We start from the raw sequence: 23,065 nt of genomic DNA on the forward strand, positions 1-23,065 counted from the left end.
TGATGAATAATTTTTCGTTTCAAAACCCAACCCGTATTCACTTTGGTAAAGGTCAGATTGCTGCCATTGCCAATGAAATTCCGGCTGATGCAAAAGTCCTGATCACCTACGGTGGCGGCAGCATCAAAAAGAACGGTACGCTGGATCAGGTACTGGAAGCACTGAAAAGCCATACTGTTCTGCAGTTCGGTGGCATCGAGCCAAATCCATCTTACGAAACACTGATGGAAGCTGTTGAGTTGGCTCGCAAGGAAAACATCGACTTCCTGCTGGCTGTGGGTGGCGGTTCCGTTATTGATGGTACCAAGTTCATCGCTGCTGCCATTCATTTTGAAGGCAACCCGTGGAGCATCCTGAGTGAAGGTGCAGCTCTGGGTAAAGTGGTTCCAGCTGGTAACGTGCTGACCCTGCCTGCCACTGGCTCAGAAAGTAACTGCGGTGCGGTAGTGACCCGCAGAGAAACCAAAGACAAGCTGGCTTTCCTGAACCCTGCCGTGTATCCAAAGTTCGCGGTACTGGATCCTGAAACCACTTACAGCCTGCCTCAAGGTCAGTCTGCCAACGGTGTTGTAGATGCTTTTGTACATACCATGGAACAATACCTGACCGTTCGTGACAATGCTCATATGCAGGATCGTTATGCCGAAGGCCAGCTGCTGACCCTGATTTCTGAAGGACCAAAAGTCCTGAAAACACCGGAAGATTATGGTGTTCGTTCCACCATTATGTGGACGGCCAACCAGGCGCTGAACGGTCTGATTGGTCAGGGTGTACCTCACGACTGGTCAACCCACATGATTGGCCACGAATTGACGGCCATGCACGGTATTGACCATGCTCAAACTCTGGCGATTGTTCTGCCATCACTGATGCAGAAGATGCGTGACCAGAAAGCACCGAAGATTCTGCAATACGCAGAACGTGTCTGGGATATTCAGGAAGGCTCCGATGAAGAACGCATCAGCCTGGCGATTGAAAAGACCCGTAATTTCTTTGAAAGCATGGGTGTAAAAACCAGTCTGAGTGACTACGGTGTTGGCGAAGCCGATATTCCTGCCCTGATCAGTCAACTGGAACGTCATGGTATGACGGCTTTGGGCGAAGGCAAGAACATCACACTGGATGTTTCCAAAGCAATTCTTACCGGCGCTCTCTGAGCATACAAGTGTGCTCTTAATAACTATTGAGAGCACACGACTGTTCTCCAAGGAAAAATAATGAACGTACTGTTTGTTCTGACTTCACACGATCAACTGGGTGACACCGGCGAGAAAACCGGTTTCTGGATTGAAGAGTTTGCAGCGCCTTATTACGTATTGGCTGATGCAGGCTTTGAAGTAACTCTGGCTTCACCATTGGGTGGCCAGCCTCCAATCGACCCAAAGAGTAGCCTTCCTGACTTTCAGACAGACGCAACTCGTCGTTTTGATGGCGATCAGGCACTGCAAGCGAAGTTGGCCAGCACTCAAAAGCTGTCCGGTATCAATGCTGACGACTTTGACGCAGTATTCTATCCTGGCGGTCACGGCCCTCTTTGGGATTTGAAGTCCAATACAGACTCCGTTCGACTGATCGAGGCATTCATCAGCCAAAACAAAGCGGTTGCCGCTGTCTGCCACGCTTCTGCGGTTCTGCTTGGTGCCAGGAATGCCGATGGCCAGCCTTTGGTGATTGGTAAGGATGTAACCGGTTTCAGTAATACCGAAGAAGACGCTGTTGGCCTGACCAACGTTGTTCCATATCTGCTGGAAGATGCCCTGATTCAGGCTGGAGGTCTTTACAGCAAGGGCGATGACTGGATGTCCCATGTCGTTCAGGACGGGTTATTAATCACAGGTCAAAACCCGGGGTCGTCTGAAGCCGTAGCGGAGCTTTTGAAAAAGCACCTTTCTGCCTGATTGCTGTACCCGTACGACCAGCTCCAACAGTTATACCCCTACTCCAGTATAAAAGTGATGGTTTACCCCAATAAGCCATCACCTCTTCTTTCCAGCACTTAAGACAAGACCATGATCAAAATTCATCATCTGAAACAGTCTCGTTCTACCCGTATAATCTGGCTCGCCGAAGAACTGGGCCTCGACTATGACGTTATTTCCTACGATCGCGATGAAAACACTCGACTGGCACCTGTAAGCCTTCGTGAAGTTCACCCGCTTGGTAAAGCACCTATCGTTGAAGTCAATGGTTCAACACTGGTCGAATCCGCTGCGATCCTCGAATATATTCTGGATCACTTCGCACCGGAAAAACTGCGTCCTGCTAAAACTGAGAAGGCTTATAGCCAATACCTGCAATGGCTGCATTTTGCTGAAGGCTCTGCCATGCTGCCGGTACTGCTGAATATGTTTCTGGCCGCTGTCGACAGTAAAGATGCACCAGTCTTTGGCTATGCCCGAAAAGAGGCCGAACTGGATTTCGCTTATATTAATGAAACTCTTGCGGACTCTGACTACTTCTGTGGTGACCTGTTTACCGCAGCGGATATTATGATGGGTTCGGTTCTGGCATTTGCTCAGCCTCAGGGACTTCTGGATAACTATCCTGCTATTCTGGCTTACCTGACTCGCCTGCATCAACGACCAGCATTTATTAAAGCTGCAAGTTTCGGTTAACAGAACAAGAGACAAGGAAGAAACATGAAAAAAACACTGACTTTGGCTGTAGCTCTTACTGCAGCAACTTTATCCACTGCTTCTTTTGCAGAAGCTGACTTCAGTTGCCCCGAAAGTCCGAACTGCGTCAGCAGTCAGGCTACAGGTGACCACTACATTGAGCCTTTGAAGGTTTCAGGTATGAGCACTAAAGAGATAAACAGTACTCTGGTGAACATTCTGGGTAACCAGGAGAGAGTGGACGTTGTCAGTAACAAAAACAACGTCATTAAAGCAGTGGCTACATCCAAATGGTTCAGGTTTAAGGATGATATTACTTTCCGCATTAACAGCGATGAAACTGTAGATATCAAATCATCTTCAAGAACCGGATACTCAGATCTGGGCGTAAACCGCGAGCGGGTAGAAAAACTGCGTAAGGAACTGAAAGCACTTTAAATAAAAAGTCAGACTCTAGCCTGAAAATGCACAGAAAGTCACTTTACAGGCTAGATAATATCTTCTGCTAAAGACATTCAATTACAAATAGAACTAATCTCATTAAAGATTTTATAATTTGCTTTATAAACAGAGATTAATCTTTTCCCATGTTCTAAAAATTCTCGTGCGGCTACAAAATAGTTCTGCCATAGCCCACCGTCTCTATAGTTTTTTATTTCACGCGATTTCGCCAGATACACCTTAAAAAGCTCCAGCATTTCATTACTGTTCTGTTCAAACTTATCTGACTTATCCAGTGCCTCTTGAACATCTATAATTTTATAGGCCGTTTCTATGAAGCCCTGATACTCCTTGGCAAGACTCTTTAGGCCAATAGCTATTCGTTCAATGTATATATGTGCCAGCTTATAATTCTCCTCACTACCCTCTTCAAAAATCTTCATACTCTTCAAGGCATTTTCAATGGAATATTCATGAATTGTTAGCATACGGCTCAAGCTCGAAACAGAATCTGAAAATGCATCAAATATTTCAGGACTGGAACATAAATACGGTGAAATTGAATCTGTATATGCCAGACCAGTTGCATTTTCGTGAAGTGCTGTAGCTGTCCAGTTCTGAGCTTGACTCAAACTACTGAATAACAAACAAAAGCCGCCTGCAATCACTGCTTTTTTTATGCCTGCAGAAAATATTTTTTTCAAAATCAAACCACCTTAAGTTCATATATATAAATAACTATGATTCGACTTCGTGCATGAATAAGAGTTCCCAGCGTTTCTCAATTCAATGAGAACCATGAAAACTTCATCTCAAATCAACCTATAAACTGACCTCTGTATCTAATCCGTTTCTAGGTAGCACACCTGTTCAAAAAGAGGTAATCTTCTAAGCCAGTCGACTTAACGCTATTTCAACCAATCTCCACTGAATAATAAAAAAACAGGAGTTGAAATGAATTTCACCCTTACCATCGATGGTCAGTCCGTCACTGCTGCAGAGAGCTTTCCCGTTCTCAATCCAGCCACGGAAGAAGTGGTTGCACAGTGTCCTGCTGCTTCTGCAGAACAGGTTGAGCAGGCGGTTGCTGCTGCCAAACGAGCTTTTAAAAGCTGGAAGAAAACCAGCCGTGAAGAGCGCAATGAGCTGATTCGCAAAATGGGTCACACCATTGAAGCCCATGCTGATGAACTGACCCGCTTAATTACTCTGGAACAGGGTAAACCTCTGGCCAATGCTCGTGAGCAGGAAGTTCTGGCTTCGGTGATGTGGTGTCACACTGTTACCGAATTTGATCTGCCCGTAAAAATACTGGAAGACACAGAGACTCATCGCAGTGAACTGCACCACCGCCCTCTTGGCGTCGTTGCCGGTATTACGCCCTGGAACTACCCCCTGAACACAGCTGTCTGGAAAATCATTCCGGCACTGGCCACCGGTAACACGGTTGTTATTAAACCATCGCCTTATACACCACTGGCAACCCTGAGACTTGGCGAGATCATCAAGGATATCTTCCCTGCCGGTGTCGTTAATATTATTGCCGGTGGCAATGAAGTCGGCCAGATGCTGTCTGAGCATCAGGATGTGAATAAAATCACTCTGACCGGCTCCGTTCCGACGGGTAAAAAGGTTATGGCTTCTGCTGCCATGAGCAACCTCAAGCGCGTCACTCTGGAGCTGGGCGGTAACGACCCTGCCATTGTGATGCCTGATGTGGATGTTGCCAGCATTATTCAGCCACTGTTCTGGTTTGCGTTCCTGAACACCGGTCAGGTTTGTATTGCTATCAAGCGTCTGTACGTCCACGAAGATATCTACGATGCGGTGTGTCATGGGCTCGTTGAGTACGCTAAATACATCAAGGTGGGTGATGGCCTGGAAGAAGGTTCTCTGCTTGGACCAGTACAGAACGGTATGCAGTTCGAGAAAGTTAAAGCCTTTGCTGAAACCGTAGAAAAAGAAGGCGGTCGATTCCTTTGTGGCGGTAAAGCGGAAGAAGGTAAAGGTTACTTTATGCCAGTCTCTATCGCCGTTGATCTGAACGACGATGCAACACTGGTTAAGGAAGAACCTTTCGGCCCTCTGTTGCCAATCCTCAAGTTCTCCGATGTCGAAGACGCTATTGAACGTGCCAATGATTCCAATATGGGTCTGGGTGCTTCTGTCTGGTGCAAGGATGAAGCCAAAGCTGCTGAGATCGCAGTACAGATTGAAGCCGGTTCAGTCTGGATCAATCACCATATGGCTAAAAAACCTACGGCACCTTTCGGTGGCATGAAAGAGTCTGGTATCGGTGTTGAAAACAGTGAACTGGGACTGGCTGAATTCACAAACGTTCAGGTCATTGGTTATACCAAGACAACCAATGCCACAGCTGAAGTCCAGGACGCCTGATTCATTATAGAAACCTGTGAAGCGATGGCGATGGTTAACCATCGCCTGATAACTGTGGGTGCATGCGTCCACACATTAATAACAATAAGCGAGTAGTAAGATGAAAGAATTTTCCGGAAAAGTCGCAGTTATTACCGGTGGTGCTAGCGGTATCGGTTTCGGGCTGGCTAAGAAAGCCGTTGCAGAAGGCATGAAGGTAGTTATTGCTGACATCGAGCAGCAGGCTCTGAATACAGCCGCAGCTGACCTGACTGAACTGGGCGGTGACGTGCTGGCGGTTAAAGCCGACGTTTCCGATTCTGACTCCGTTCAGGCTCTTGCTGACAAAACTCTTGAGCATTTTGGTGCCGTTCACGTGCTGTTCAACAACGCCGGTGTTGGCGGTGGTGGTTGCATCTGGGAAATGGACAAAAAAGACTGGGAATGGGTACTGGGTGTCAACCTGTGGGGTGTTATTAACGGTGTATCCGCCTTTACCAAACACATGGTTGCCCAGAATGAAGGTCACGTGGTTAACACGGCCTCCATTGCCGGCCTGATGTCTGCTCCGGGCACCGGCACCTACACAGTCTCCAAACACGCCGTTGTCGCACTTTCAGAAAGCCTGTACGGCGAACTGCAAAATGCTGAAGCAAACGTTGGCGTTTCCGTACTCTGCCCTGCTTTCGTTAACACCAAGATTTTTGCTTACGAGCGCAACCGCCCTGAAGACAAAACTGTTGAGCAAACAGAAGAAGAAAAAGCCATTGCCAAGGCAACAGAAGAAGCGTCTGCCGAGTTTTTTGCCCAGACTCTTTCACCAGAGTCTGTAGCTGAAACGGCTTTTAATGCCATTCGCAATGATGAGTTCTACATCCTGACTCACCCAATTGGCTCAAAAGAACAGGTTGAGAAGCGTATGCGTACCATCATTGATGGCGGCAACCCTTCAGTAGCTGGCCCTCAGGACTTCCCTCACGCTTAAGCTATCCACTGCAAGTTTCAACTCAACTGAGACTTGCAGACCCCTTCTCATACTCTCCCGCTAAATACTTATTGCTTTAATTGTCTCAAAACACACTATGCTGAAACACATTATGTTCAGCCCTTCTGGTGCGTTGAATGAAGTTATACAGCTGCCTGCTGTTTGTCCTGTGTTCTACAGTTTTTGGTTCTGCCAGAGCTGATCACGAGCTGATCACTCCAAACACCGATTTTGAATGTGCCAGGCTGTCTTTCTATGAAGAGCTCTATCTTTGCACCACAGAAAAAGAAGAGACTCCCTTGCCTGAAGGTTTCAGCCTATGGAAAGGACTGCAATGGTTTGGCAAAACAGGCAATGGGGTTGAATTCGTTATTCGTATTCTGAACGTCGCTGACAAAGTGAAAGGACTCTACAACGGAAATTGTAAGATGGACAGCAACTGGCTGAAAGAAACGCTGGCCTACAACACGATAGAAGCCTGTGACCACGTTTCTGAAGCCTTTAACATCCATATCAGTGCTTTCCTACAAAGCTGGATCAGCTGGTTCAATGACACCTCCGGTTACCTGTTCTCTATCGCAGCAAACCCTGTTCGTTTTCTTTATCTGGGCTATGCATTAAGAACCGACTTTTATGAACTCAAGCTTGAGAGAAAGCGACCTGCGAAAACGGTGATGAACACCTTTGCCCTGACTGTTACTGCCTATAATCTCGGGGCTTTAATTGTCAGCGGAGTGACAGGAATGGAGTTGTGAGCTGTGTCTGGAAAGACGTGATAAGGGAATACTATTGTCATGCAGCTCCGGAACCATGCCCGGAACTGTGAAACGCCAGGAACTGATTAAACGTGGTAACCACCATCAACAAAGATAGTCTGACCTGTTACATACTTCGCTCTGTTAGATGCCAGGAAGCAGGCCGTATCAGCCACTTCTTCAGGCTTACCAAACCGCTGAACACACAAGCCGTTAGTTACTGCTTCTACCCAGTTATCATCAAATACGCCTTCTGCACGCAGACGCAGGAAGATACCGGTTTCAATAACACCGATAGCCACACTGTTAGCACGGATACCGTGAGGACCTTCTTCTTTGGCAATACCTTTCACCAGTGAGTCGATGGCCGCCTTAGGCGACACAGACAGTACATCACGAGCAGGAAAACGACCCAGACCGGCAGAACTGATGTGAACAATAGAGCCCTTGCTCTCACGCAGGTAAGGAATAGCCGTGTGAGCTACATTGTAGAAACCGTTCAGGTCAGTATTGATAACGTCCTGCCACAGTTCCGGAGAAATCTCGGAGATATGTTCCTGAGGAATGTCATAACCGGTCGCCATCACAACGGTATGAACCTGACCATGCTTTTTCTTCAGCTGATCGAACAGAGTGATAACGGTATCCAGATCTTTCATGTTCAGCTGAAAAGCTTCAGCGCTGCCACCGTCAGCAGTAATCTGGGCAACCATTTCATCGGCACGGGTCTTGTTGCTGTTGTAAGTCAGAGCAACAGTAGCACCCATTTCAACCAGTCGCTGACTGATAACGGCACCTGTGCCACCACTGCCGCCTACGACCAGAGCCACACCTTCCGGAAATTCCTGAAAATCGTTTTTATTCATGTTCTGTCTCTTTTCAACAACGTATTGGATCGATGAGGCTGTCCTGGGTACAGGCTTCAAGGTAAACGCAGCCAGTAATCTACTCGGACATTTACCTGCCTAAAGCAGATGAATATTCCTGATTTCTGTGTCTGGTTGCTTGAATCGCACCATAGCCATCGTGATGCTTATTGTTATTTTTTCAGGTGATTATCATCATCGTCTAATGAGACTAACGGCTTATCACTATTAACAAAGCACTGTATTAAAAAGCACAGTCTTACAAAGCCCTCTATTAAAAAGCACAGCGCTGCCTCAGAAAAAAACTGACTCTTGTCATTGAAGTGAGCGATTCCTTCTTCTGTCAGCGATAGACACCGTTAAATACTGATTGCTGATAGCTGAGCGCCGAGATAAAACATCCATTTAATTTCCTGGTTGTTTTTCATTCATGTCTGTTCTTTTTGCCATCTCGCTGACTACTGGAATTCTTTCCGCTCTATGGGGCTGGGTGTCACTCTCTCTTGGCCTGATCACCTGGGCCGGATTTCTTGGCTGCACCACTTATTTTGCATCACCGAAAGAAGGTCTTCCCGGCCTTAGCCTTGGCATTCTGACAAACCTGAGCGGTGTCTTCTGGGCCATGATGATCATTAAAGGTTCAGGACTGGTTAATCTCGAAATTCTTGGTTACGTCATTGCCGGAGTCGTTTCCTTTATGATGTGCATTCAGGCGAAATCGAAACTTTTGAACTACATTCCCGGCACGTTTATCGGTTCATGTGCAACGTTTGCTGCCAACGGTGACTGGCAACTGGTTATTCCTTCCCTGCTGGTTGGTGCCCTGTTTGGCTACCTGATGAAAGCTTCCGGTCTCTGGTTACACGCAAAACTGACTGCGAACAAGCCAACTCAAGCAGAGGGCAACCTGCCTGCTGCTCATAAAGCTTGAATACACCCCTTCATCAATTATGGCCATCGTCGTGTAGTTGTTTAAATAACAATCTGTACGACTAATGGATAAGCCAGTATCGTCCAAAAAGACGATAAAGCACTTGCCTCATACGTAATAGACGCAGTATCCTGCCGCTAAAAGCTCTGGTGATTTTAACAAGGTTGTTGAATCACCAGCCAAGGGATAATCGCATCAGTACCCATAGGATCTGATGACATATAAATAAAAAAAGAACAGAGCCATGAGCGAGATTATCAGCGTCGATACATTCAGCAGTATGACTGAGTCCCTCTACATCGGGCTTCAGCAAAAGATACCCTGGAAAACCTTTATCCATGATCTGCAGGGACAGATGCAGGCCAGCTACGTAACCCTTATAGTTCGACCGCCATCAGACGATTCCGACGGACTGATCCTCAGTACCGGAGACACGGTTGATGAGGTGCAGACTTCCTATAACAATCACTTCTTTGCTATGGATCCATTTGTGGATCTGAGCAGTGGCGATGTCGTAACTCTGGATGAATTTATTCCAATCAGAGAGCGGGAAAAGTCAGATTATTTTCAGCAGTTTCTTGCGCCCATTAATGTTCACCATATTCTCGGCACGGACATTATGACCAGCGACGGCTCCAAGTGCAGTCTTCGCATCAGCAGAGGCAACGAAAGCGAAGCCTTCAGTGAGCAGGATAAAACCCTGATTCATCTGTTTATTCCTCACCTGAAAAATGCTCTTGAGCTTTACCATCAGATTAACCGCACAGAGACCGAACGGGATCTTTACGCGGGTGCTGTTGACCAGCTGGCTGTCGGAACCATCATTCTTGATGAAGAAGGCAAGGTTCTGCAGACCAACCATGTTGCTCAGGACTTACTGAGTGAAAACGACGGATTGAAGCTGACCGGTAATTCTCTGCAAGTGGGTTCAACTCGAGACACCCGCCGTTTAAGAGAAATGGTTAAGCAGGTACTGGCTTCACAAAATGACAATACGCCTTCCGTTGTTGAAGCTTTAAGAATTCAACGACTGTCTGGTAAGAGTGATCTGGGTATTGTCGTACGTTCAATTCCGACTAATCAGTGGGCCGAAGGCAAGAACAGTCCATCTGTGGTTATTTTTGTCAGCGATCCGGATCGCCAGTCAAAAGCGCCTCAGGAGGTGGTTAAAGCACTGTTTGATCTGACACCATCAGAAGCGCAACTGGCCATGCTGCTGGCAAACGGTCTGACGCTGGATGAAACCTCTGAAGAGTTATGCATCAGCCGTAATACAGCACGCGCTCACCTACGTTCGATCTTCTCCAAGACCGGCGTCACCAGACAGACCATGCTGGTTCGTCTGATTCTGAAAAGTGTTGCCACTCTTGGCTAATCAGCTACTTCGGGCCTGCCTTATGCAGGCCCGGCAAACCCTGTTTTTGTTGTAAATACCCAGCTATCCCTCTCATCCTCCCTCCAGCTGACAAAAGCAGCTACACAACTTCCCCATGTTTCATGGTCACTATTCTGTAATAGAACACATTTACAGGTGCTTCTATGAATCCATTCAACAATATACAGCCGTCAAGCCAGCCACATACTGACAACTCTGTATCAACAGAACCAGAAAGACTGCAGAGCAGTGATAACAAACTGGAAAAATCATTTGGTTATCGTCAGGTCAAGAAGAATGCCCCTGAGAAATACTATCTTGATGCCAGCAATAAACTCTCAAGACTCAATAATCCTGTTCACAGTAAGCCTTTTAAAATAATCACTCCCGATTTTGCTACAACAGGAAAAACCAACTGCCATGGCTTTACATTGCACAAAGAACTTTCAGCCAGCACAGGTGCAGGTGAGCTGCTATTGGATGCAGGTAAAGACGACAAAATCGCTATTTTCACTGACAGTGGTCTGATTACACACTCAGGACTCTATAATGAAAGCGGTCTACTTCACTATGTCATGGGGGTTGGCGTAATTCTTTCAGAAGTTTCCGAGAATGACTCGTTTGACTATGATCAACGCTTCAATCTGCCAGAAGATAGAAACAATCTCGACAAATGGTTACAGGAATCAGGCAACACTCAGACAAGAGTCGTTCGTCCCATGCCTCCAGAACTACGGAAACTGCTAGGCTACGAGTGAATAATCAGGCGCACACATACTGATTTCGAAAATCGCTCGGAGAACACCCCATCTGCTTGCGAAAACTGCGGGAAAAATAAAGCGGGTCGCTATAACCCACCAGCCCAATACAGTCAAACCGGTCTGATTGCGAAACAGTCTGGACAGCGTCGATTCCGAGACACAGGCTTCATCAGCAATGGCTTTGATGGATACATCATCGGTAAGATGCAGATCAATATAATCCATCGCTTTCTGAACTCTTGATTCTACAATCACTCGCTGACTTTCAGGTAAGAGCTGATAGCAACGAAGGAGTAACTGTTCCGTCAGGTTATACCTGAGCCTGACCGTATGCTGGTCATGCTGTCGACTAAGCCGGGCAAGCTCCTTAAAACTGTTTTCAAGCTGCCCTGCTTCTGACTCATCGTCACAATAAAGATAGTGAACACCCGGGCCAATCTCAGGCCAGTTCAACAGATCAACAAACCTCGGATCAGGTAAAAAGGTGACCCAATAAGGTTTCCAGATATCAAAGCCAGCCGCTCTGGCCAGGTCGGTAGGTCCGGTAATCATTCCAGCTGCCTTCATACACTTCGGTGAAACCGGCGCAACAACGAAAATCGAGAAAAGGGTCAATGCTGATAAATGAGCTCAGTACTTGTTGAATAAACGGGCAGGACTGTTGTTCATCCGGTCCTTCCGCTGAAGCAAATACGGGCCTCCAGTGCTGGCGGATATTGTTAATTCTGGGCTGATCCAGTAATTGATCCATTAGCCTCGGGGTGTGTACATCAGCAGTAACAACCAGACTCTCTGGAAACTCAAATATTTCCTGCCCGACTATTCCTTCCTCAATCCAGAGAAAGAACGATCTGGCTATTACCTTTAGATTCATACAATCAAGAAAGCCCTGCAATATAGTCTGCTTAATATCTGAACGGGAACTTTTGGAACAAAAGTCACTCAAATCTGAGGAAAAGCTCTCAGGACATTATGCCATTGATTACTCAACAGAATAAGATAGACGCTTTAACCAAAGTATGGTTAGCCATAGCTCTAGTCTGCATATTACAGCCTTCTTTCGCCGATACAGACACAGCTGATCTCTCTGAAGACTTTTTGAAAGAAAGGCTACTGGAACGACTTCATGTTCCAGTGAATCTTGTCCCGCCTGCTGATAAAAGTCTGAGCCCCACTTTCAACCCTGACCAATTTCTTTTTGGAGAAGAGTTTGAGTACTGGATTGAACCGATTGATGGCGTTTATCAATATGAGTATCCCCACGCCATTCTCAAAGCCTGGAAAAAGAAGCTTGAACAAAAACTCCAACACCTGAATATTCCAAAAGATGCCTATAGTCTTGAAATTCGTAAGGGTATTTATTTTCCTGCACGCTCGGATAATGGAGGCCTCACCCACTCAGAAATGAAAGGGGTTATCAGCAACCTTCTCAGTCAAGATGAAATTGAGCAGCTTGAAGCGATTGATGCTGCGGAAGATGACGAAGATGAAGATGAACCTAAAACGCCAAATCATAGACAACCTAACGACATGTTCGTTGAAACACTCTTTATCCAGATAGGTAACTGGTCCAGCAGGGTTTTCATTGATTCATGGACTACGCATCTCAAAACTGAAAATCTGGAGTATGATCTGCTAGAGGTTCACGCCTCCCCTTATCGCTTGAATCAAAGCTTCCAGGTAAATAATAAAGACTATTCAGTCTATGACCTGATAACTTTGTTTATTACCGACATAGCCAGTGACATTTCAGGACTCAAATACGCATCAGGCCATAAGCATCTGGATTTAAAGAATTCTGTGGGCAGTAATGTTGAGCTGCTTTTTCGTATGCTGGTAGATATTGAAAACAAAGCCTGGATCAGCCAGCTGTTTGGCTGTTCCCAGGATTCAGGTACAGGTGAGAGTTTTGTTTACATCTCTCAGGCTGATCAAATCACTCAGGATAACTTTAGAAAAACCATTGAGCGGTTTAATCAGCTGATATCACAAGGTTATTCAGCACAGCCAAACGATCTTTTCTACTCATACACTCGGTTTGCTCTAATGTGGACAGAACTGTTCCATAAAGATCACAAACCCGCCAACATGAAGTTTGGTCATTTAAAATCAAGGCTGATGGATGACTCTGTCGAAAGAGGGGAAATTATTGCCCGCCCAAAAGGCACACTGGAACTTCGTTTTCTGCCGACCGCTCAAACCGGGCAAGAAGCAAGGTTGATCAATCAGATGCTGGTGAACTGGTTCCAAGTACAATATAACGACCAGCAGCAGAGTCGACAGATTCGCTACAAACCCAACGACCCACAGAAACCTGTTTCAAGGCAATTTTTGAAGCAGCGGTTCTACCGCTTTTTGCAAGCCCTCGAGCTGCCATTAATGGAGTATGAGGTATTCTCAAGAGAAGGCTGTGAGCCTCCTCCTTATGTTGTGCCAACGCCGCTCAGTCCTGAGCAAATTCAAAATGCTGATGATGAAAACGGAGATGATCCTCAATAAAGCTGCTGATGAAATAATAACTGTGGTCGTAACCTTCCTGATATCTCAGCTCTAAAGGATAATCAGCCTCTTTTGCAGAGGCTTCCAGAGAACGAGTCTGTAACTGCTCTACCAGGAAATTATCCAGTGTGCCCTGATCCACCAGCATGGGCAGTTTTTTATCGGCAGGTTTCAATACCGACATCAGTTCACAACTGTCGTATTGTTTCCAGCTTTCACGATCATTACCCAGATAGTGACGGAAGGCTTTCTGTCCCCATGGGCAATTCACCGGATTTACAATCGGGCTGAAGGCAGAAACAGAACTGTAACGATCACTGTTTTTCAAAGCAATGGTCAAAGCACCATGTCCGCCCATCGAGTGCCCTGAAATGGCTTTTTTATCTGTGACTGGGAAATGCTGTTCAATCAGCTGTGGCAATTCTTTAACTACATAGTCGTACATTTGATAATGCTGTGCCCAAGGCTGTTCAGTAGCATTTAGATAGAAGCCTGCACCCAAACCAAAATCATAAGCGCCTTCCTCATCATCAGGAACACCTTCTCCACGAGGGCTGGTATCCGGTGCCACAATGGCAATGCCCAACTCAGCAGCTATCTTCTGAGCAGCGGCTTTCTGCATAAAGTTTTCATCAGTGCAGGTCAAACCTGACAGCCAGTAAAGTACAGGCACTTTTTCAGTCTCTGCCTGTGGTGGCAGATAGACTGCAAAGCGCATGTTACAACCAGTCACACTGGATCGATGAGTGTACTGTTTTTGCCAACCGCCAAAGGAGCGATTCTGGGATACAAGCTCAATCGTCATGGTTCAACTCCCTAAACGGCAGAAGGCATACGATTTCGTGTGCCTTCTGCGTGTCATTATTATTTATCGAAGTGAATTACGGTGCGGATACTTTCACCTTCATGCATAAGGTGGAATGCATCATTAATACCTTCCAGCCCCATAGTGTGAGTAATAAAGTCACTCAGTTTGAATTCACCTTTCAGGTAACGTTCAACGTACTCAGGCAGTTCACTGCGACCTTTAACACCACCGAAAGCGGAACCACGCCATACACGCCCCGTTACCAGCTGAAACGGACGGGTAGAGATTTCCTGACCAGCACCGGCAACGCCAATGATCACAGATTCACCCCAGCCTTTATGACAGCACTCCAGAGCAGAGCGCATGATGTTGACGTTACCAATGCATTCAAAGGAGAAATCCACACCGCCATCGGTCATTTCAACAATCACGTCCTGGATAGGTTTGTCGAACTTCTGAGGGTTAATGCAATCAGTCGCGCCCAGCTGTCTGGCCAGATCGAATTTCTTTTCATTAATATCGATAGCGATAATACGACTGGCTTTGGCCATAGTCGCACCGATAACAGCACTCAAGCCAATACCACCCAGACCAAAGATAGCAACGGTATCGCCTTCCTGAACCTTGGCGGTATTCATTACCGCGCCCATACCGGTTGTGACACCACAACCCAGTAGGCAGACTTCTTCCAGAGGTGCGTCTTTATTCACCTTTGCCAGAGAGATTTCCGGCAACACTGTGTACTCAGAGAAAGTTGAGCAACCCATGTAATGATAAATCGGCTGGCCATTGATGGAGAAACGAGTGGTTCCGTCTGGCATCAGACCTTTACCCTGAGTTTCACGAATCTTCTGGCACAAGTTGGTTTTACCGGATTTACAGAACTTGCACTCACCACATTCAGGTGTGTAAAGCGGAATAACATGGTCGCCTACAGCAACACTGGTGACACCTTCACCGATGGATTCAACAATACCACCACCTTCATGGCCCAGAATCGCTGGGAAGATACCTTCCGGATCGTCACCGGACAATGTAAAAGCATCCGTATGGCAAACGCCGGTGGCCAGGATTTTAACCCGCACTTCGCCAGCTTTCGGTGGCATTACCTCTACGGTTTCCATAGACAGTGGCTTGCCTGCTTCCCAGGCGACAGCTGCACGACATTTGATCACTTCTGCAGTCATGGATATATCCTCAAACGAATTAGTGGATCTCTAAATAGACATACGTAATCGAATATTAAATGGCTGATTGCTCGCCTGTGGCGGCAATCAGCTTATGAGTTCGTATGTTCGAGTACTTAGCTCAGATCACGATGAAATCATCATACTAATATTGCAGATATGTGATAATAGACAATTTATAAAATAACTTTTACGAGACAGTAATAATGAGTTATTTGCCGGACTGGGATGGCATCACCGAATTTGTCGCCGTCGTGGAGAGTGGCAGTTTCACAGCTGCATCACGAAGGCTGTCGGTCTCCGTCGCTCAGGTCAGTCGCCAGATCAATGCCTTAGAAAAACGCCTGAACTGCCAACTGCTCTATCGCACTACACGAAAGATCAGCATTACCGAGGCAGGCAACCTTTATTATCAGGATTGCCGTCATCTGATTGATGCGCTGGAGCAGGCTGAAAACTCTCTGACTGATCTGCAAAGTACACCGAGAGGCAAACTGAAAGTAACCGCACCTTTGGCCTTTGGTGAAGAAAGTATCGTGCCCTTAATCAACAGTTTTCTGAAACAGCACCCACAGCTGCAGATAGAAGTTGTTCTGACCAATCGCAAGTTGAACCTGATAGATGAAGGGGTGGACATTGCCATAAGACTGGGGCATTTGGATAACCTCGACCTGAGAGCACGTCAATTGTCGCAGAGACAATCCTATACCTGTGCTTCGCCAGACTACCTTAAACAGTATGGAACGCCACACAGCCTGAACGAACTTCAGCATCACAACTGCTTGCAGGGAACACTCGAACACTGGCGTTTTCAGGAAAACGGCAGGGAACAGGTTGTCGAAGTGTCGGGCAGTTTACGATGCAACAGTGGCCGAGCATTGCTGGACGCAGCATTAAAAGGCATAGGTATTGTTCAACTGCCGGATATGTACGTCGGAGAGCTTCTTGAGTCGGGGCAGATGATTTCTGTACTGCCGAATTTCAAGCCAGTAAAGGAAGGAATCTGGGGCTTGTACCCTGCAGGTCGTTCATCGTCCACCAAAGTCCAGCTATTGCTGGACTATCTGGCGACCAACTTGAAGTAAGTGTGTAGACACACGTATTCGAATATTAAATTGCTATATCCCGCCACAGGCGGGGATATAGCTTATGAATTCATATGTCCGAATACATTTCAGGCAGGTTCAGCTTCTTCAGCTTTCTTTGAGGAGTAAACCCCGGCGTGCATGTTCTTCAGAGTTTCTTCTACAGAAGGACCAGCAACGGTGGTGTGATCCTTTCTTTCCTTGAAGCTCTCTGGTAGTTCTGCAACATCGGAGTAGAACTGGGAGTACCATTCACGAACCATAAAGAAGGGACCATCACCAGCACACAGTACCGGGTTATCTACCAGCACCTTGTTGTCCCAGATTTCGATGTCCTGTTCAAAGGATTCCAGAGACATCTGGGTATAAGCGTCAACAATCGCCTTGTTCTCTTCTTCGCTCACGCCAGGGATCTTCTTCATCATAACGCCGAAGTTGATATGGAACTGGTTAGTGCTGACAGGAATATGGCTGACCAGAAGGTGCACAGTCATCGGCATATCTTCCATCATGCCGGTCATGGTTGTAGTCATGTAGGCCGGACCTTCATAGGTGGCTACAGACGTCAGAGGGACATCACCTTCGGTAAGAATGTCGTGCGCACCGACCATGTACTGGATGAACTTATGACCTTCCTGAACATTGCTGAAGGATTTCACAGAGGTATAGTGAACCGGACCAAAGTGAGCCATGTCGGCCATATTGTCCACCAGCTCACGACAGTGACTGTTGATCGTCACCTGATTAATTTCCCAGTCAGTCCACTCACCGGAGTAGTAATCATCAATTCGGGCAGGTTCCTGTTCAGGAATCGGGTCATTACCTTCCGGATCATTCCAGACCATCAGCAGACCATTTTTCTCCAGCGTAGGCCAGGATTTGATAACAGCCTTTGGCGGCACACGCTTGGAATAAGGAATACTCTTGGCAACACCGTCACCGCCCCACTCCCAGGCATGGAAAGGGCAGACAATGTTATTGCCTTTGACACAACCTTTGCTCAGGTCTGCGCCCATGTGAGGACAGTAGGCATCCATCACGTTAACTTTATTATCTTCTTCACCACGGTAAGCCAGAATGCGGGAACCAAAGTAATCAAAGGTCTGTGGCTCGGAAGTGATCTGGTCTGCTTTTGCCAATACATGCCAACCACGGGCATAACGCTCAGGCCAGACTTTCTTTTTAATGATATGTGGGACAGGCTTTTTATTATTCATGGCACCCTCTTCTTCAAAGCCCCTTTCACGAGCTTTTTCACGCCCCTGCATTCAAACTAAAAGCTAAGGAGCTATTTTAGTATGGTAATAACAGCAGTATGTTTGAGGGCATAGGCAATAACTTCGTCCAAACAGACGAACACCGGCTACCACCGTAGGTATAGTTTATTCAGATTAAATACTGATTTCAGAAAGCGTATTTAAGAGATGTAGCAGTAATAACAACAATAAGAAGGACTGTTATGTTAAAGGCTGTCGATTTTATCGTCATTGGTGCCGGCTCTGCTGGTAGTGTGTTAGCAAACCGCCTCTCTGCCTGTGGTGAATATAAAGTACTCCTGCTGGAAGCCGGAGGGAAAGACAGCAACCCTGTCATTCACCTTCCTATCGGTTTCAGCCAGGCCATGGGGATTGCTAAACTGGGGTGGGGTTATAAGACACAACCTGAACCTCATCTTAATAATCGCATCATCAACTGGCCCAGAGGCAAGGTCCTTGGGGGCAGCAGTTCCATCAACGGCATGGTTTATGTGCGTGGGCAACATGAAGACTTTAACGACTGGGCAGCACTGGGTAATACCGACTGGTCAGGAAAGGACGTGTTGCCATGGTTTAAAAAAAGCGAAGCCTTTCACCTCGGCCAGAATGAATACCATGGCAGCAGTGGCGAACTCAGCGTATCGGAAACCCATCCTGGTGATCGTCACAAAATTAACAGCCTCTATATAAAGGCTGCTGCCAAGGCAGGTCTGCCCTTTAATAATGATTACAATGGTGCCCATCAACACGGCATTTCATTCACCCAGTTCTCCATTAATAACGGCCGACGTGCCAGCACCTCTGCAGCTTTTCTGAAACCCATATTAAAAGAGCGCAGCAACCTCACCTTGGTCACCAACGCTCTTGTAAAGAAAATTGAACTTTCGGGAAAAACCGCTACCGGCGTCAGTTTTGTTCATCGCAGAAAAACCTATACGGTTCAGGCAACCAGAGAAATCATTCTGTCTGCTGGTGTTAATAACAGCCCCAAGATTCTTGAGCTCTCCGGCATAGGCCGTAAAGAGATACTTGATAATGCAGGCATCAAACAGAAGCATAATCTTGATGGTGTAGGTGAAAACCTAGTTGACCATATCCAGATGGAAGTCGTTCATGAAGTAAAAGGCATAGGCAGTATGAATGATGACCTCAAGCCCCATCGCCTTGTGGCAGAATCACTGAAATACCTGACCCAGCGACGAGGTTTTCTGGCAACCGGTGTTGCTTCTATTCTTGGTTTTATCAAAAGCAATGCGTCTGAAACCAGACCGGACATTCAAATGCACTTTGCACCAATAGGCGGTGAGACAACCGATGATGGCAAGGTTATACCTTCGAAATTTCCATCCATTACCTCTGTCGCCAATGCTATGAGACCGAAAAGCCTGGGGTACAGTCATATTGTCAGTAACGACCCAGGTCAGAGCCCAGCGATTATGGGAAATTATCTTGCGGATGAATCTGACAGAATAAAAAACATTGAGTGTGTACGCTGGCAAAGAAAAATTTATGAACAGCTGCCACTGAATCAGTTCCTTGGAAAAGAACTTTTACCTGGAGAAAAGGCCGTGTCAGATGATGAGGTTCTTGACTATATCAGGGCTGAAGGTAAGACGGCTTACCATCCGGTAGGAACCTGCAAGATGGGGAATGATACAACAGCCGTTGTCGACCAAAGGTTGACGGTTCATGGTTTGAATCATTTAAGAGTGGTGGATGCCTCGGTTATGCCATTGATTCCATCGGCTAATACCAATGCGGCAACCATTATGATTGCCGAGCGGGGAGCACACTGGATTCTCGAACGGGCAGCCAGCTGACATTTAGGTAATGAGTAAGAACAGTTCAACCTGAAAAGCTGTTCTTACTCTTTTTCCAGTTAGTAAGAGACTCAGTTAGCAGCCTCCCATATAGCCGGTCAATAAACGGGTTCTATTGCTCTGGTAAAGGTAAGCCGCTTTATTCCTGTCCAGCTCACGCTGACTGGCCGGGTCATCTATATTCCATTTTATATAAGTGGCAAGAGCCCAGGGTTTGAAACTCGATCAGAAGAACCGTCAAACATTAATGATTCGTCCCATATTTATATGCCGCAATCAATTTATATGCATTCAATAAAAATCTATACAACAAAATATTTACTTCGTACCATTTCTCACCAATATATAAGAATAGAAATCAGAAAGCTCTGAGCGAAAAATCAATCTATTCTTCCATCGCGTATCACCATAAACCTAAAAACCTCTCCAAGAGCTTATTTGATTTTTAAATTTATCTCTCATAAACCAATAAAATGCGCCTACTGTAATAACAGGAAAACCTATATATTTCATAGTACAATAAGAATAGAGACTATTTTTATTTCCTTGGCAATTTCCAAGCAAGGTCTCATAATCATAGCGGTTCTTTATTTCATATTTATCATCATACGACAGCCCGTTTTTCTGCCATGGTAGTACTGGGCAGTTCTCATTCCAAAGTTTCTCAACATACTCCGGATGATCAATAAACGGATTTCTATTACCTTGAAAAAGGTAAGCTGCTTCATTACGATCTATTTCTTTTTGGCTGACCGGGTCTTCTACATGCCACCTTTTATATAGTGCAATAACCCAGCTACTCAGACCACACCAATTGGTGTTATCAAATACTCTGAAAATATTCCTTTCCTTTTCCCGAGCTATTTGCAGTTCTTTAGAGTAACGAACGGCCATATAAAAAACAGCTCTGGCAATATCTCCCCTAAAATCAGCAACTGGGTCGAATATGCGTTCACCATCACCATTGAAAGTGTCAGAGAAGTTTATGTTACCCCCATTAGTAGATCGATAGATCGGTCTTTTTTGACATTCCATTCCACGGCAATCCCACTGTTTACCATAAGGAAAATAGCCTCTCATATCCTTGCTATAACCATCAACAGGGAAAATATGATGTATATCCGTTGCCATGGGGGACTGATCGTCATAATGCTCTAATGCTACTATATGCTCTGGCTTATAGCAGGTGCCAACGGTATATCCCGGGGCATCTTCTTTACTTTCAGTGCACCGATCAGTAATAGGCGTGAAAATCACATAATCCTCAGAATCAGGATTCTCAGAATACACATCAAGTATACTGCCATCCTTATCATAATAAATATCCAGATCATGCATCTCAAAAAATGTGTACAAATCATCTTTCTCTCGAACATGCTGATCTTTTATAAGCTCGTGTAAGACATTTTTCAACTCAAGACCGGACAGCTTATTCAGTTCATCCTGGTAATAAGTTAACGCATAGTTCTGAACCCCTACTTCCTTTTCATCTTTATAAGACTCATCAGTTTCAGTCACTGTTATCACAGAAGAAAGCGTAACGTCTTTATCAGATGCGCTAATTGAAGATGGAAGCGTTCTATCCACTGGTGAAGGTGTAACGTCGTTATCAGATATGCTGGTTGAATGTGAAAGCGCTCTATCCACTGTTGTTTCCACTTCCACTGGTGGAGGCGTAACGTCTTTATCAGACATGCTGATTGAAGGTGAAAGCGCTCTATCCACTGTTGTTTCCACTTCCACTGGTGGAGGCGTAACGTCTTTATCAGATGTGCTGATTGAAGATGAAAGCGTTCTATCCACCGGTGAAGGCGTAACGTCGTTATCAGATGCGCTGGTTGAAGATGAAAGCGTTCTATCCACCGGTGAAGGCGTAACGTCGTTATCAGATGCGCTGGTTGAAGATGAAAGCGTTCTATCGACTATTTTTTCCACTGGTGAAGGCGTAACGTCTTTATAAGATGTCTTGGTTGCAGCAGCCAGTGTTCTTTCCACTATTGTTTCCACTGGTGGAGGCATAACGTCGTTATAAGATGTGCTGATTGAAGGTGAAAGCGTTCTATCCACTATTGTTTCCAATGGTGAGGGCGTAACGTCCTTATAAGATGTCTTGGTTGCAGCAGCCAGTGTTCTTTCCACTGTTGTTTCCACTGGTGGAGGCATAACGTCTTTGTAAAGTATGTTGATTGAAGGTGGAAGCGTTCTATCCACTATTGTTTCCACTGGTGGAAGCATAACATCTTTGTAAATTATGTTGATTGAAGGTGGAAGCGTTCTATCCACTACTGTTTCCACTGGTGAAGGCGTAACGTCGTTATAAGATGTGCTGATTGAAGGTGGAAGCGTTCTATCCACTATTGTTTCTACTGGTGAAGGCGTAACGTCGTTATAAGATGTCCTGATTGAAGGTGGAAGCGTTCTATCCACTATTGTTTCCAATGGTGAAGGCGTAACGTCGTTATAAGATGTGCTGATTGAAGGTGGAAGCGTTCTATCCGCTACTGTTTCCAATGGTGAGGGCGTAATGTCGTTATAAGATGTGCTGATTGAAGGTGGAAGCGTTCTATCCACTATTGTTTCCAATGGTGAAGGCGTAACGACGTTATAAGATGTGCTGATTGAAGGTGAAAGCGTTCTATCGACTATTTTTTTCACTGGTGAAGGCGTTACATCTTTATAGGATGTCTTGGTTGCAGCAGCCAGTGTTCTTTCCACGAATATTTCCACTGGCGGAGGCGTAACGTCGTTATAAGATGTGCTGATTAAAGGTGGAAGCGTTCTATCCACTATTATTTCCACTGGAGAGGGGGTCACTGTCTCGGTGATGCTTGTCGTTCTCTCCAACAATGTCGTTTTCATTAACTGAATAATTGTTTCAAGTATTGGTCTTGGTTTTATTTTTATACTGTCACTCTCTGACACCAGCATCATATCCGGAGCAGCAGCGCGAACAGTCAGGATTTCTGAAGAACTTCCTACCTGAACCCAAACATCGCAGATTTCGTCCGAAGCCATAGAATTCGGGCAGTAGTTTCCTAAAACAGAACCACCAACAGCTTCAACCACAACTCCATTAACTGTTTGCGACAAATTATTTCTTACTGTGAATTTCAATTTATATCCAGATTCTACCCCCTTCTGATAGACAGCTGGGTCAGTCACTATGGAAAAACTTGAAGCCTCAAGAAATGCTGAAAGAAAAAGCAGCACATAAAGTGAATTAACAGCCTCTTTTTTTAAACTCAGCATGCACTAACCTCTTATATAAAACTGACCCTATAGAGCGAATAATCAAGAACTTTCTG

21 protein-coding genes and 2 pseudogenes are annotated in these 23,065 nt (G+C 45.8%); 13 read left to right on the plus strand and 10 right to left on the minus strand.

Features of this window, described 5'->3' with window-relative positions:
* Positions 1–2: 2 nt before the first annotated feature.
* The 4 genes from EOPP23_RS12840 (at position 3) to EOPP23_RS12855 (ending at position 3,053) form a co-directional block, all read left to right on the plus strand.
* Positions 3–1,157, plus strand: coding sequence for an iron-containing alcohol dehydrogenase (locus EOPP23_RS12840; protein WP_153766389.1), 1,155 nt, complete (start codon positions 3–5; stop codon positions 1,155–1,157).
* A gap of 60 nt (positions 1,158–1,217) precedes the next feature.
* The gene (locus EOPP23_RS12845; RefSeq protein ID WP_153766390.1) at positions 1,218–1,898 is read left to right on the plus strand and encodes a type 1 glutamine amidotransferase domain-containing protein; all 681 of its coding nucleotides are present in this window, start codon (positions 1,218–1,220) and stop codon (positions 1,896–1,898) included.
* Between the two features lie 111 nt (positions 1,899–2,009).
* Positions 2,010–2,615, plus strand: a complete 606-nt coding sequence (locus EOPP23_RS12850) for a glutathione S-transferase family protein (RefSeq protein WP_153766391.1) — start codon at positions 2,010–2,012, stop codon at positions 2,613–2,615.
* 24 nt (positions 2,616–2,639) lie between these two features.
* Positions 2,640–3,053: a DUF1499 domain-containing protein gene (locus EOPP23_RS12855; protein ID WP_153766392.1), complete on the plus strand. Its 414-nt coding sequence runs from the start codon at positions 2,640–2,642 to the stop codon at positions 3,051–3,053.
* A 77-nt stretch (positions 3,054–3,130) separates the two neighbouring features.
* Here EOPP23_RS12855 and EOPP23_RS12860 read toward each other — a convergent pair whose 3' ends face one another.
* Complete coding sequence (locus EOPP23_RS12860) at positions 3,131–3,760, minus strand: hypothetical protein (protein WP_153766393.1); 630 nt, start codon at positions 3,758–3,760, stop codon at positions 3,131–3,133.
* A 250-nt stretch (positions 3,761–4,010) separates the two neighbouring features.
* Between EOPP23_RS12860 and EOPP23_RS12865 the strand changes: the two genes are divergently transcribed.
* The 3 genes from EOPP23_RS12865 to EOPP23_RS12875 all read left to right on the plus strand — a co-directional run bounded on the left by EOPP23_RS12865 (position 4,011) and on the right by EOPP23_RS12875 (position 7,172).
* Positions 4,011–5,453, plus strand: a complete 1,443-nt coding sequence (locus tag EOPP23_RS12865; RefSeq protein WP_153766394.1) for an aldehyde dehydrogenase family protein — start codon at positions 4,011–4,013, stop codon at positions 5,451–5,453.
* A gap of 100 nt (positions 5,454–5,553) precedes the next feature.
* Positions 5,554–6,417: an SDR family NAD(P)-dependent oxidoreductase gene (locus EOPP23_RS12870; RefSeq protein WP_153766395.1), complete on the plus strand. Its 864-nt coding sequence runs from the start codon at positions 5,554–5,556 to the stop codon at positions 6,415–6,417.
* A 137-nt stretch (positions 6,418–6,554) separates the two neighbouring features.
* Positions 6,555–7,172 (plus strand): hypothetical protein, encoded by a 618-nt coding sequence (locus EOPP23_RS12875; RefSeq protein ID WP_153766396.1) that lies wholly within the window; start codon positions 6,555–6,557, stop codon positions 7,170–7,172.
* Between the two features lie 86 nt (positions 7,173–7,258).
* Here EOPP23_RS12875 and EOPP23_RS12880 read toward each other — a convergent pair whose 3' ends face one another.
* The gene (locus tag EOPP23_RS12880; RefSeq protein ID WP_153766397.1) at positions 7,259–8,038 is read right to left on the minus strand and encodes an SDR family NAD(P)-dependent oxidoreductase; all 780 of its coding nucleotides are present in this window, start codon (positions 8,036–8,038) and stop codon (positions 7,259–7,261) included.
* Between the two features lie 430 nt (positions 8,039–8,468).
* On the opposite strand from EOPP23_RS12880, the gene EOPP23_RS12885 reads away from it, so the two are divergent.
* From EOPP23_RS12885 to EOPP23_RS12895, 3 genes are all read left to right on the plus strand, one after another.
* A complete protein-coding gene (locus EOPP23_RS12885) occupies positions 8,469–8,969 on the plus strand; it encodes a DUF1097 domain-containing protein (RefSeq protein ID WP_153766398.1) in 501 nt (166 codons plus the stop codon).
* A gap of 244 nt (positions 8,970–9,213) precedes the next feature.
* Positions 9,214–10,344 (plus strand): helix-turn-helix transcriptional regulator, encoded by a 1,131-nt coding sequence (locus EOPP23_RS12890; RefSeq protein WP_153766399.1) that lies wholly within the window; start codon positions 9,214–9,216, stop codon positions 10,342–10,344.
* Positions 10,345–10,508: 164 nt separating this feature from the next.
* A complete protein-coding gene (locus EOPP23_RS12895; RefSeq protein ID WP_153766400.1) occupies positions 10,509–11,102 on the plus strand; it encodes a hypothetical protein in 594 nt (197 codons plus the stop codon).
* A gap of 4 nt (positions 11,103–11,106) precedes the next feature.
* Here the strand turns inward: EOPP23_RS12895 and EOPP23_RS21790 are convergent, their stop codons facing one another.
* From EOPP23_RS21790 to EOPP23_RS12905, 3 genes and pseudogenes are all read right to left on the minus strand, one after another.
* A complete protein-coding gene (locus tag EOPP23_RS21790; RefSeq protein ID WP_370514769.1) occupies positions 11,107–11,154 on the minus strand; it encodes a hypothetical protein in 48 nt (15 codons plus the stop codon).
* 71 nt (positions 11,155–11,225) lie between these two features.
* Positions 11,226–11,672: pseudogene (locus tag EOPP23_RS12900) on the minus strand (AraC family transcriptional regulator); the annotation flags it as partial.
* On the minus strand, positions 11,614–11,979 hold the full coding sequence (locus EOPP23_RS12905) for a hypothetical protein (protein WP_153766401.1): 366 nt from the start codon (positions 11,977–11,979) through the stop codon (positions 11,614–11,616). The gene EOPP23_RS12905 and the pseudogene EOPP23_RS12900, both read right to left, overlap by 59 nt.
* A 104-nt stretch (positions 11,980–12,083) precedes the next feature.
* Between EOPP23_RS12905 and EOPP23_RS12910 the strand changes: the two genes are divergently transcribed.
* On the plus strand, positions 12,084–13,604 hold the full coding sequence (locus EOPP23_RS12910; protein WP_194842597.1) for a hypothetical protein: 1,521 nt from the start codon (positions 12,084–12,086) through the stop codon (positions 13,602–13,604).
* On the opposite strand, the gene fghA is transcribed toward EOPP23_RS12910, so the two are convergent.
* Together fghA and EOPP23_RS12920 are read right to left on the minus strand one after the other, a co-directional pair.
* Positions 13,549–14,409, minus strand: a complete 861-nt coding sequence (gene fghA, locus EOPP23_RS12915) for an S-formylglutathione hydrolase (RefSeq protein WP_153766403.1) — start codon at positions 14,407–14,409, stop codon at positions 13,549–13,551. The two genes, EOPP23_RS12910 and fghA, sit on opposite strands and share 56 nt — an antisense overlap.
* 59 nt (positions 14,410–14,468) lie before the next feature.
* On the minus strand, positions 14,469–15,587 hold the full coding sequence (locus EOPP23_RS12920; RefSeq protein ID WP_370514770.1) for an S-(hydroxymethyl)glutathione dehydrogenase/class III alcohol dehydrogenase: 1,119 nt from the start codon (positions 15,585–15,587) through the stop codon (positions 14,469–14,471).
* Positions 15,588–15,805: 218 nt separating this feature from the next.
* On the opposite strand from EOPP23_RS12920, the gene EOPP23_RS12925 reads away from it, so the two are divergent.
* Positions 15,806–16,684, plus strand: a complete 879-nt coding sequence (locus tag EOPP23_RS12925; RefSeq protein WP_228550710.1) for a LysR family transcriptional regulator — start codon at positions 15,806–15,808, stop codon at positions 16,682–16,684.
* 89 nt (positions 16,685–16,773) lie between these two features.
* Here the strand turns inward: EOPP23_RS12925 and EOPP23_RS12930 are convergent, their stop codons facing one another.
* On the minus strand, positions 16,774–17,901 hold the full coding sequence (locus EOPP23_RS12930; RefSeq protein ID WP_153766405.1) for a Rieske 2Fe-2S domain-containing protein: 1,128 nt from the start codon (positions 17,899–17,901) through the stop codon (positions 16,774–16,776).
* 242 nt (positions 17,902–18,143) lie between these two features.
* On the opposite strand from EOPP23_RS12930, the gene EOPP23_RS12935 reads away from it, so the two are divergent.
* Complete coding sequence (locus tag EOPP23_RS12935) at positions 18,144–19,760, plus strand: GMC family oxidoreductase (RefSeq protein WP_153766406.1); 1,617 nt, start codon at positions 18,144–18,146, stop codon at positions 19,758–19,760.
* Positions 19,761–19,835: 75 nt separating this feature from the next.
* Here EOPP23_RS12935 and EOPP23_RS21795 read toward each other — a convergent pair.
* Together EOPP23_RS21795 and EOPP23_RS12945 are read right to left on the minus strand one after the other, a co-directional pair.
* Positions 19,836–19,970: pseudogene (locus EOPP23_RS21795) on the minus strand (endonuclease); the annotation flags it as partial.
* A 204-nt stretch (positions 19,971–20,174) separates the two neighbouring features.
* The gene (locus EOPP23_RS12945; RefSeq protein WP_153766407.1) at positions 20,175–23,009 is read right to left on the minus strand and encodes an endonuclease; all 2,835 of its coding nucleotides are present in this window, start codon (positions 23,007–23,009) and stop codon (positions 20,175–20,177) included.
* Positions 23,010–23,065: the final 56 nt, after the last annotated feature.

It is taken from the genome of Endozoicomonas sp. OPT23, from assembly GCF_009653635.1.
GTDB lineage: Bacteria > Pseudomonadota > Gammaproteobacteria > Pseudomonadales > Endozoicomonadaceae > Endozoicomonas_A.

Coding starts and splice junctions, on each gene's coding strand:
- fghA (WP_153766403.1), bottom strand. CDS start 14,409: ATGACGATTGAGCTTGTATCCCAGAATCGCTCCTTTGGCGGTTGGCAA.
- EOPP23_RS12930 (WP_153766405.1), bottom strand. CDS start 17,901: ATGAATAATAAAAAGCCTGTCCCACATATCATTAAAAAGAAAGTCTGG.
- EOPP23_RS12855 (WP_153766392.1), top strand. CDS start 2,640: ATGAAAAAAACACTGACTTTGGCTGTAGCTCTTACTGCAGCAACTTTA.
- EOPP23_RS12890 (WP_153766399.1), top strand. CDS start 9,214: ATGAGCGAGATTATCAGCGTCGATACATTCAGCAGTATGACTGAGTCC.
- EOPP23_RS12875 (WP_153766396.1), top strand. CDS start 6,555: ATGAAGTTATACAGCTGCCTGCTGTTTGTCCTGTGTTCTACAGTTTTT.
- EOPP23_RS12905 (WP_153766401.1), bottom strand. CDS start 11,979: ATGAATCTAAAGGTAATAGCCAGATCGTTCTTTCTCTGGATTGAGGAA.
- EOPP23_RS12895 (WP_153766400.1), top strand. CDS start 10,509: ATGAATCCATTCAACAATATACAGCCGTCAAGCCAGCCACATACTGAC.
- EOPP23_RS12945 (WP_153766407.1), bottom strand. CDS start 23,009: ATGCTGAGTTTAAAAAAAGAGGCTGTTAATTCACTTTATGTGCTGCTT.
- EOPP23_RS12885 (WP_153766398.1), top strand. CDS start 8,469: ATGTCTGTTCTTTTTGCCATCTCGCTGACTACTGGAATTCTTTCCGCT.
- EOPP23_RS12850 (WP_153766391.1), top strand. CDS start 2,010: ATGATCAAAATTCATCATCTGAAACAGTCTCGTTCTACCCGTATAATC.
- EOPP23_RS12865 (WP_153766394.1), top strand. CDS start 4,011: ATGAATTTCACCCTTACCATCGATGGTCAGTCCGTCACTGCTGCAGAG.
- EOPP23_RS12840 (WP_153766389.1), top strand. CDS start 3: ATGAATAATTTTTCGTTTCAAAACCCAACCCGTATTCACTTTGGTAAA.
- EOPP23_RS12935 (WP_153766406.1), top strand. CDS start 18,144: ATGTTAAAGGCTGTCGATTTTATCGTCATTGGTGCCGGCTCTGCTGGT.
- EOPP23_RS12880 (WP_153766397.1), bottom strand. CDS start 8,038: ATGAATAAAAACGATTTTCAGGAATTTCCGGAAGGTGTGGCTCTGGTC.
- EOPP23_RS12870 (WP_153766395.1), top strand. CDS start 5,554: ATGAAAGAATTTTCCGGAAAAGTCGCAGTTATTACCGGTGGTGCTAGC.
- EOPP23_RS12845 (WP_153766390.1), top strand. CDS start 1,218: ATGAACGTACTGTTTGTTCTGACTTCACACGATCAACTGGGTGACACC.
- EOPP23_RS12925 (WP_228550710.1), top strand. CDS start 15,806: ATGAGTTATTTGCCGGACTGGGATGGCATCACCGAATTTGTCGCCGTC.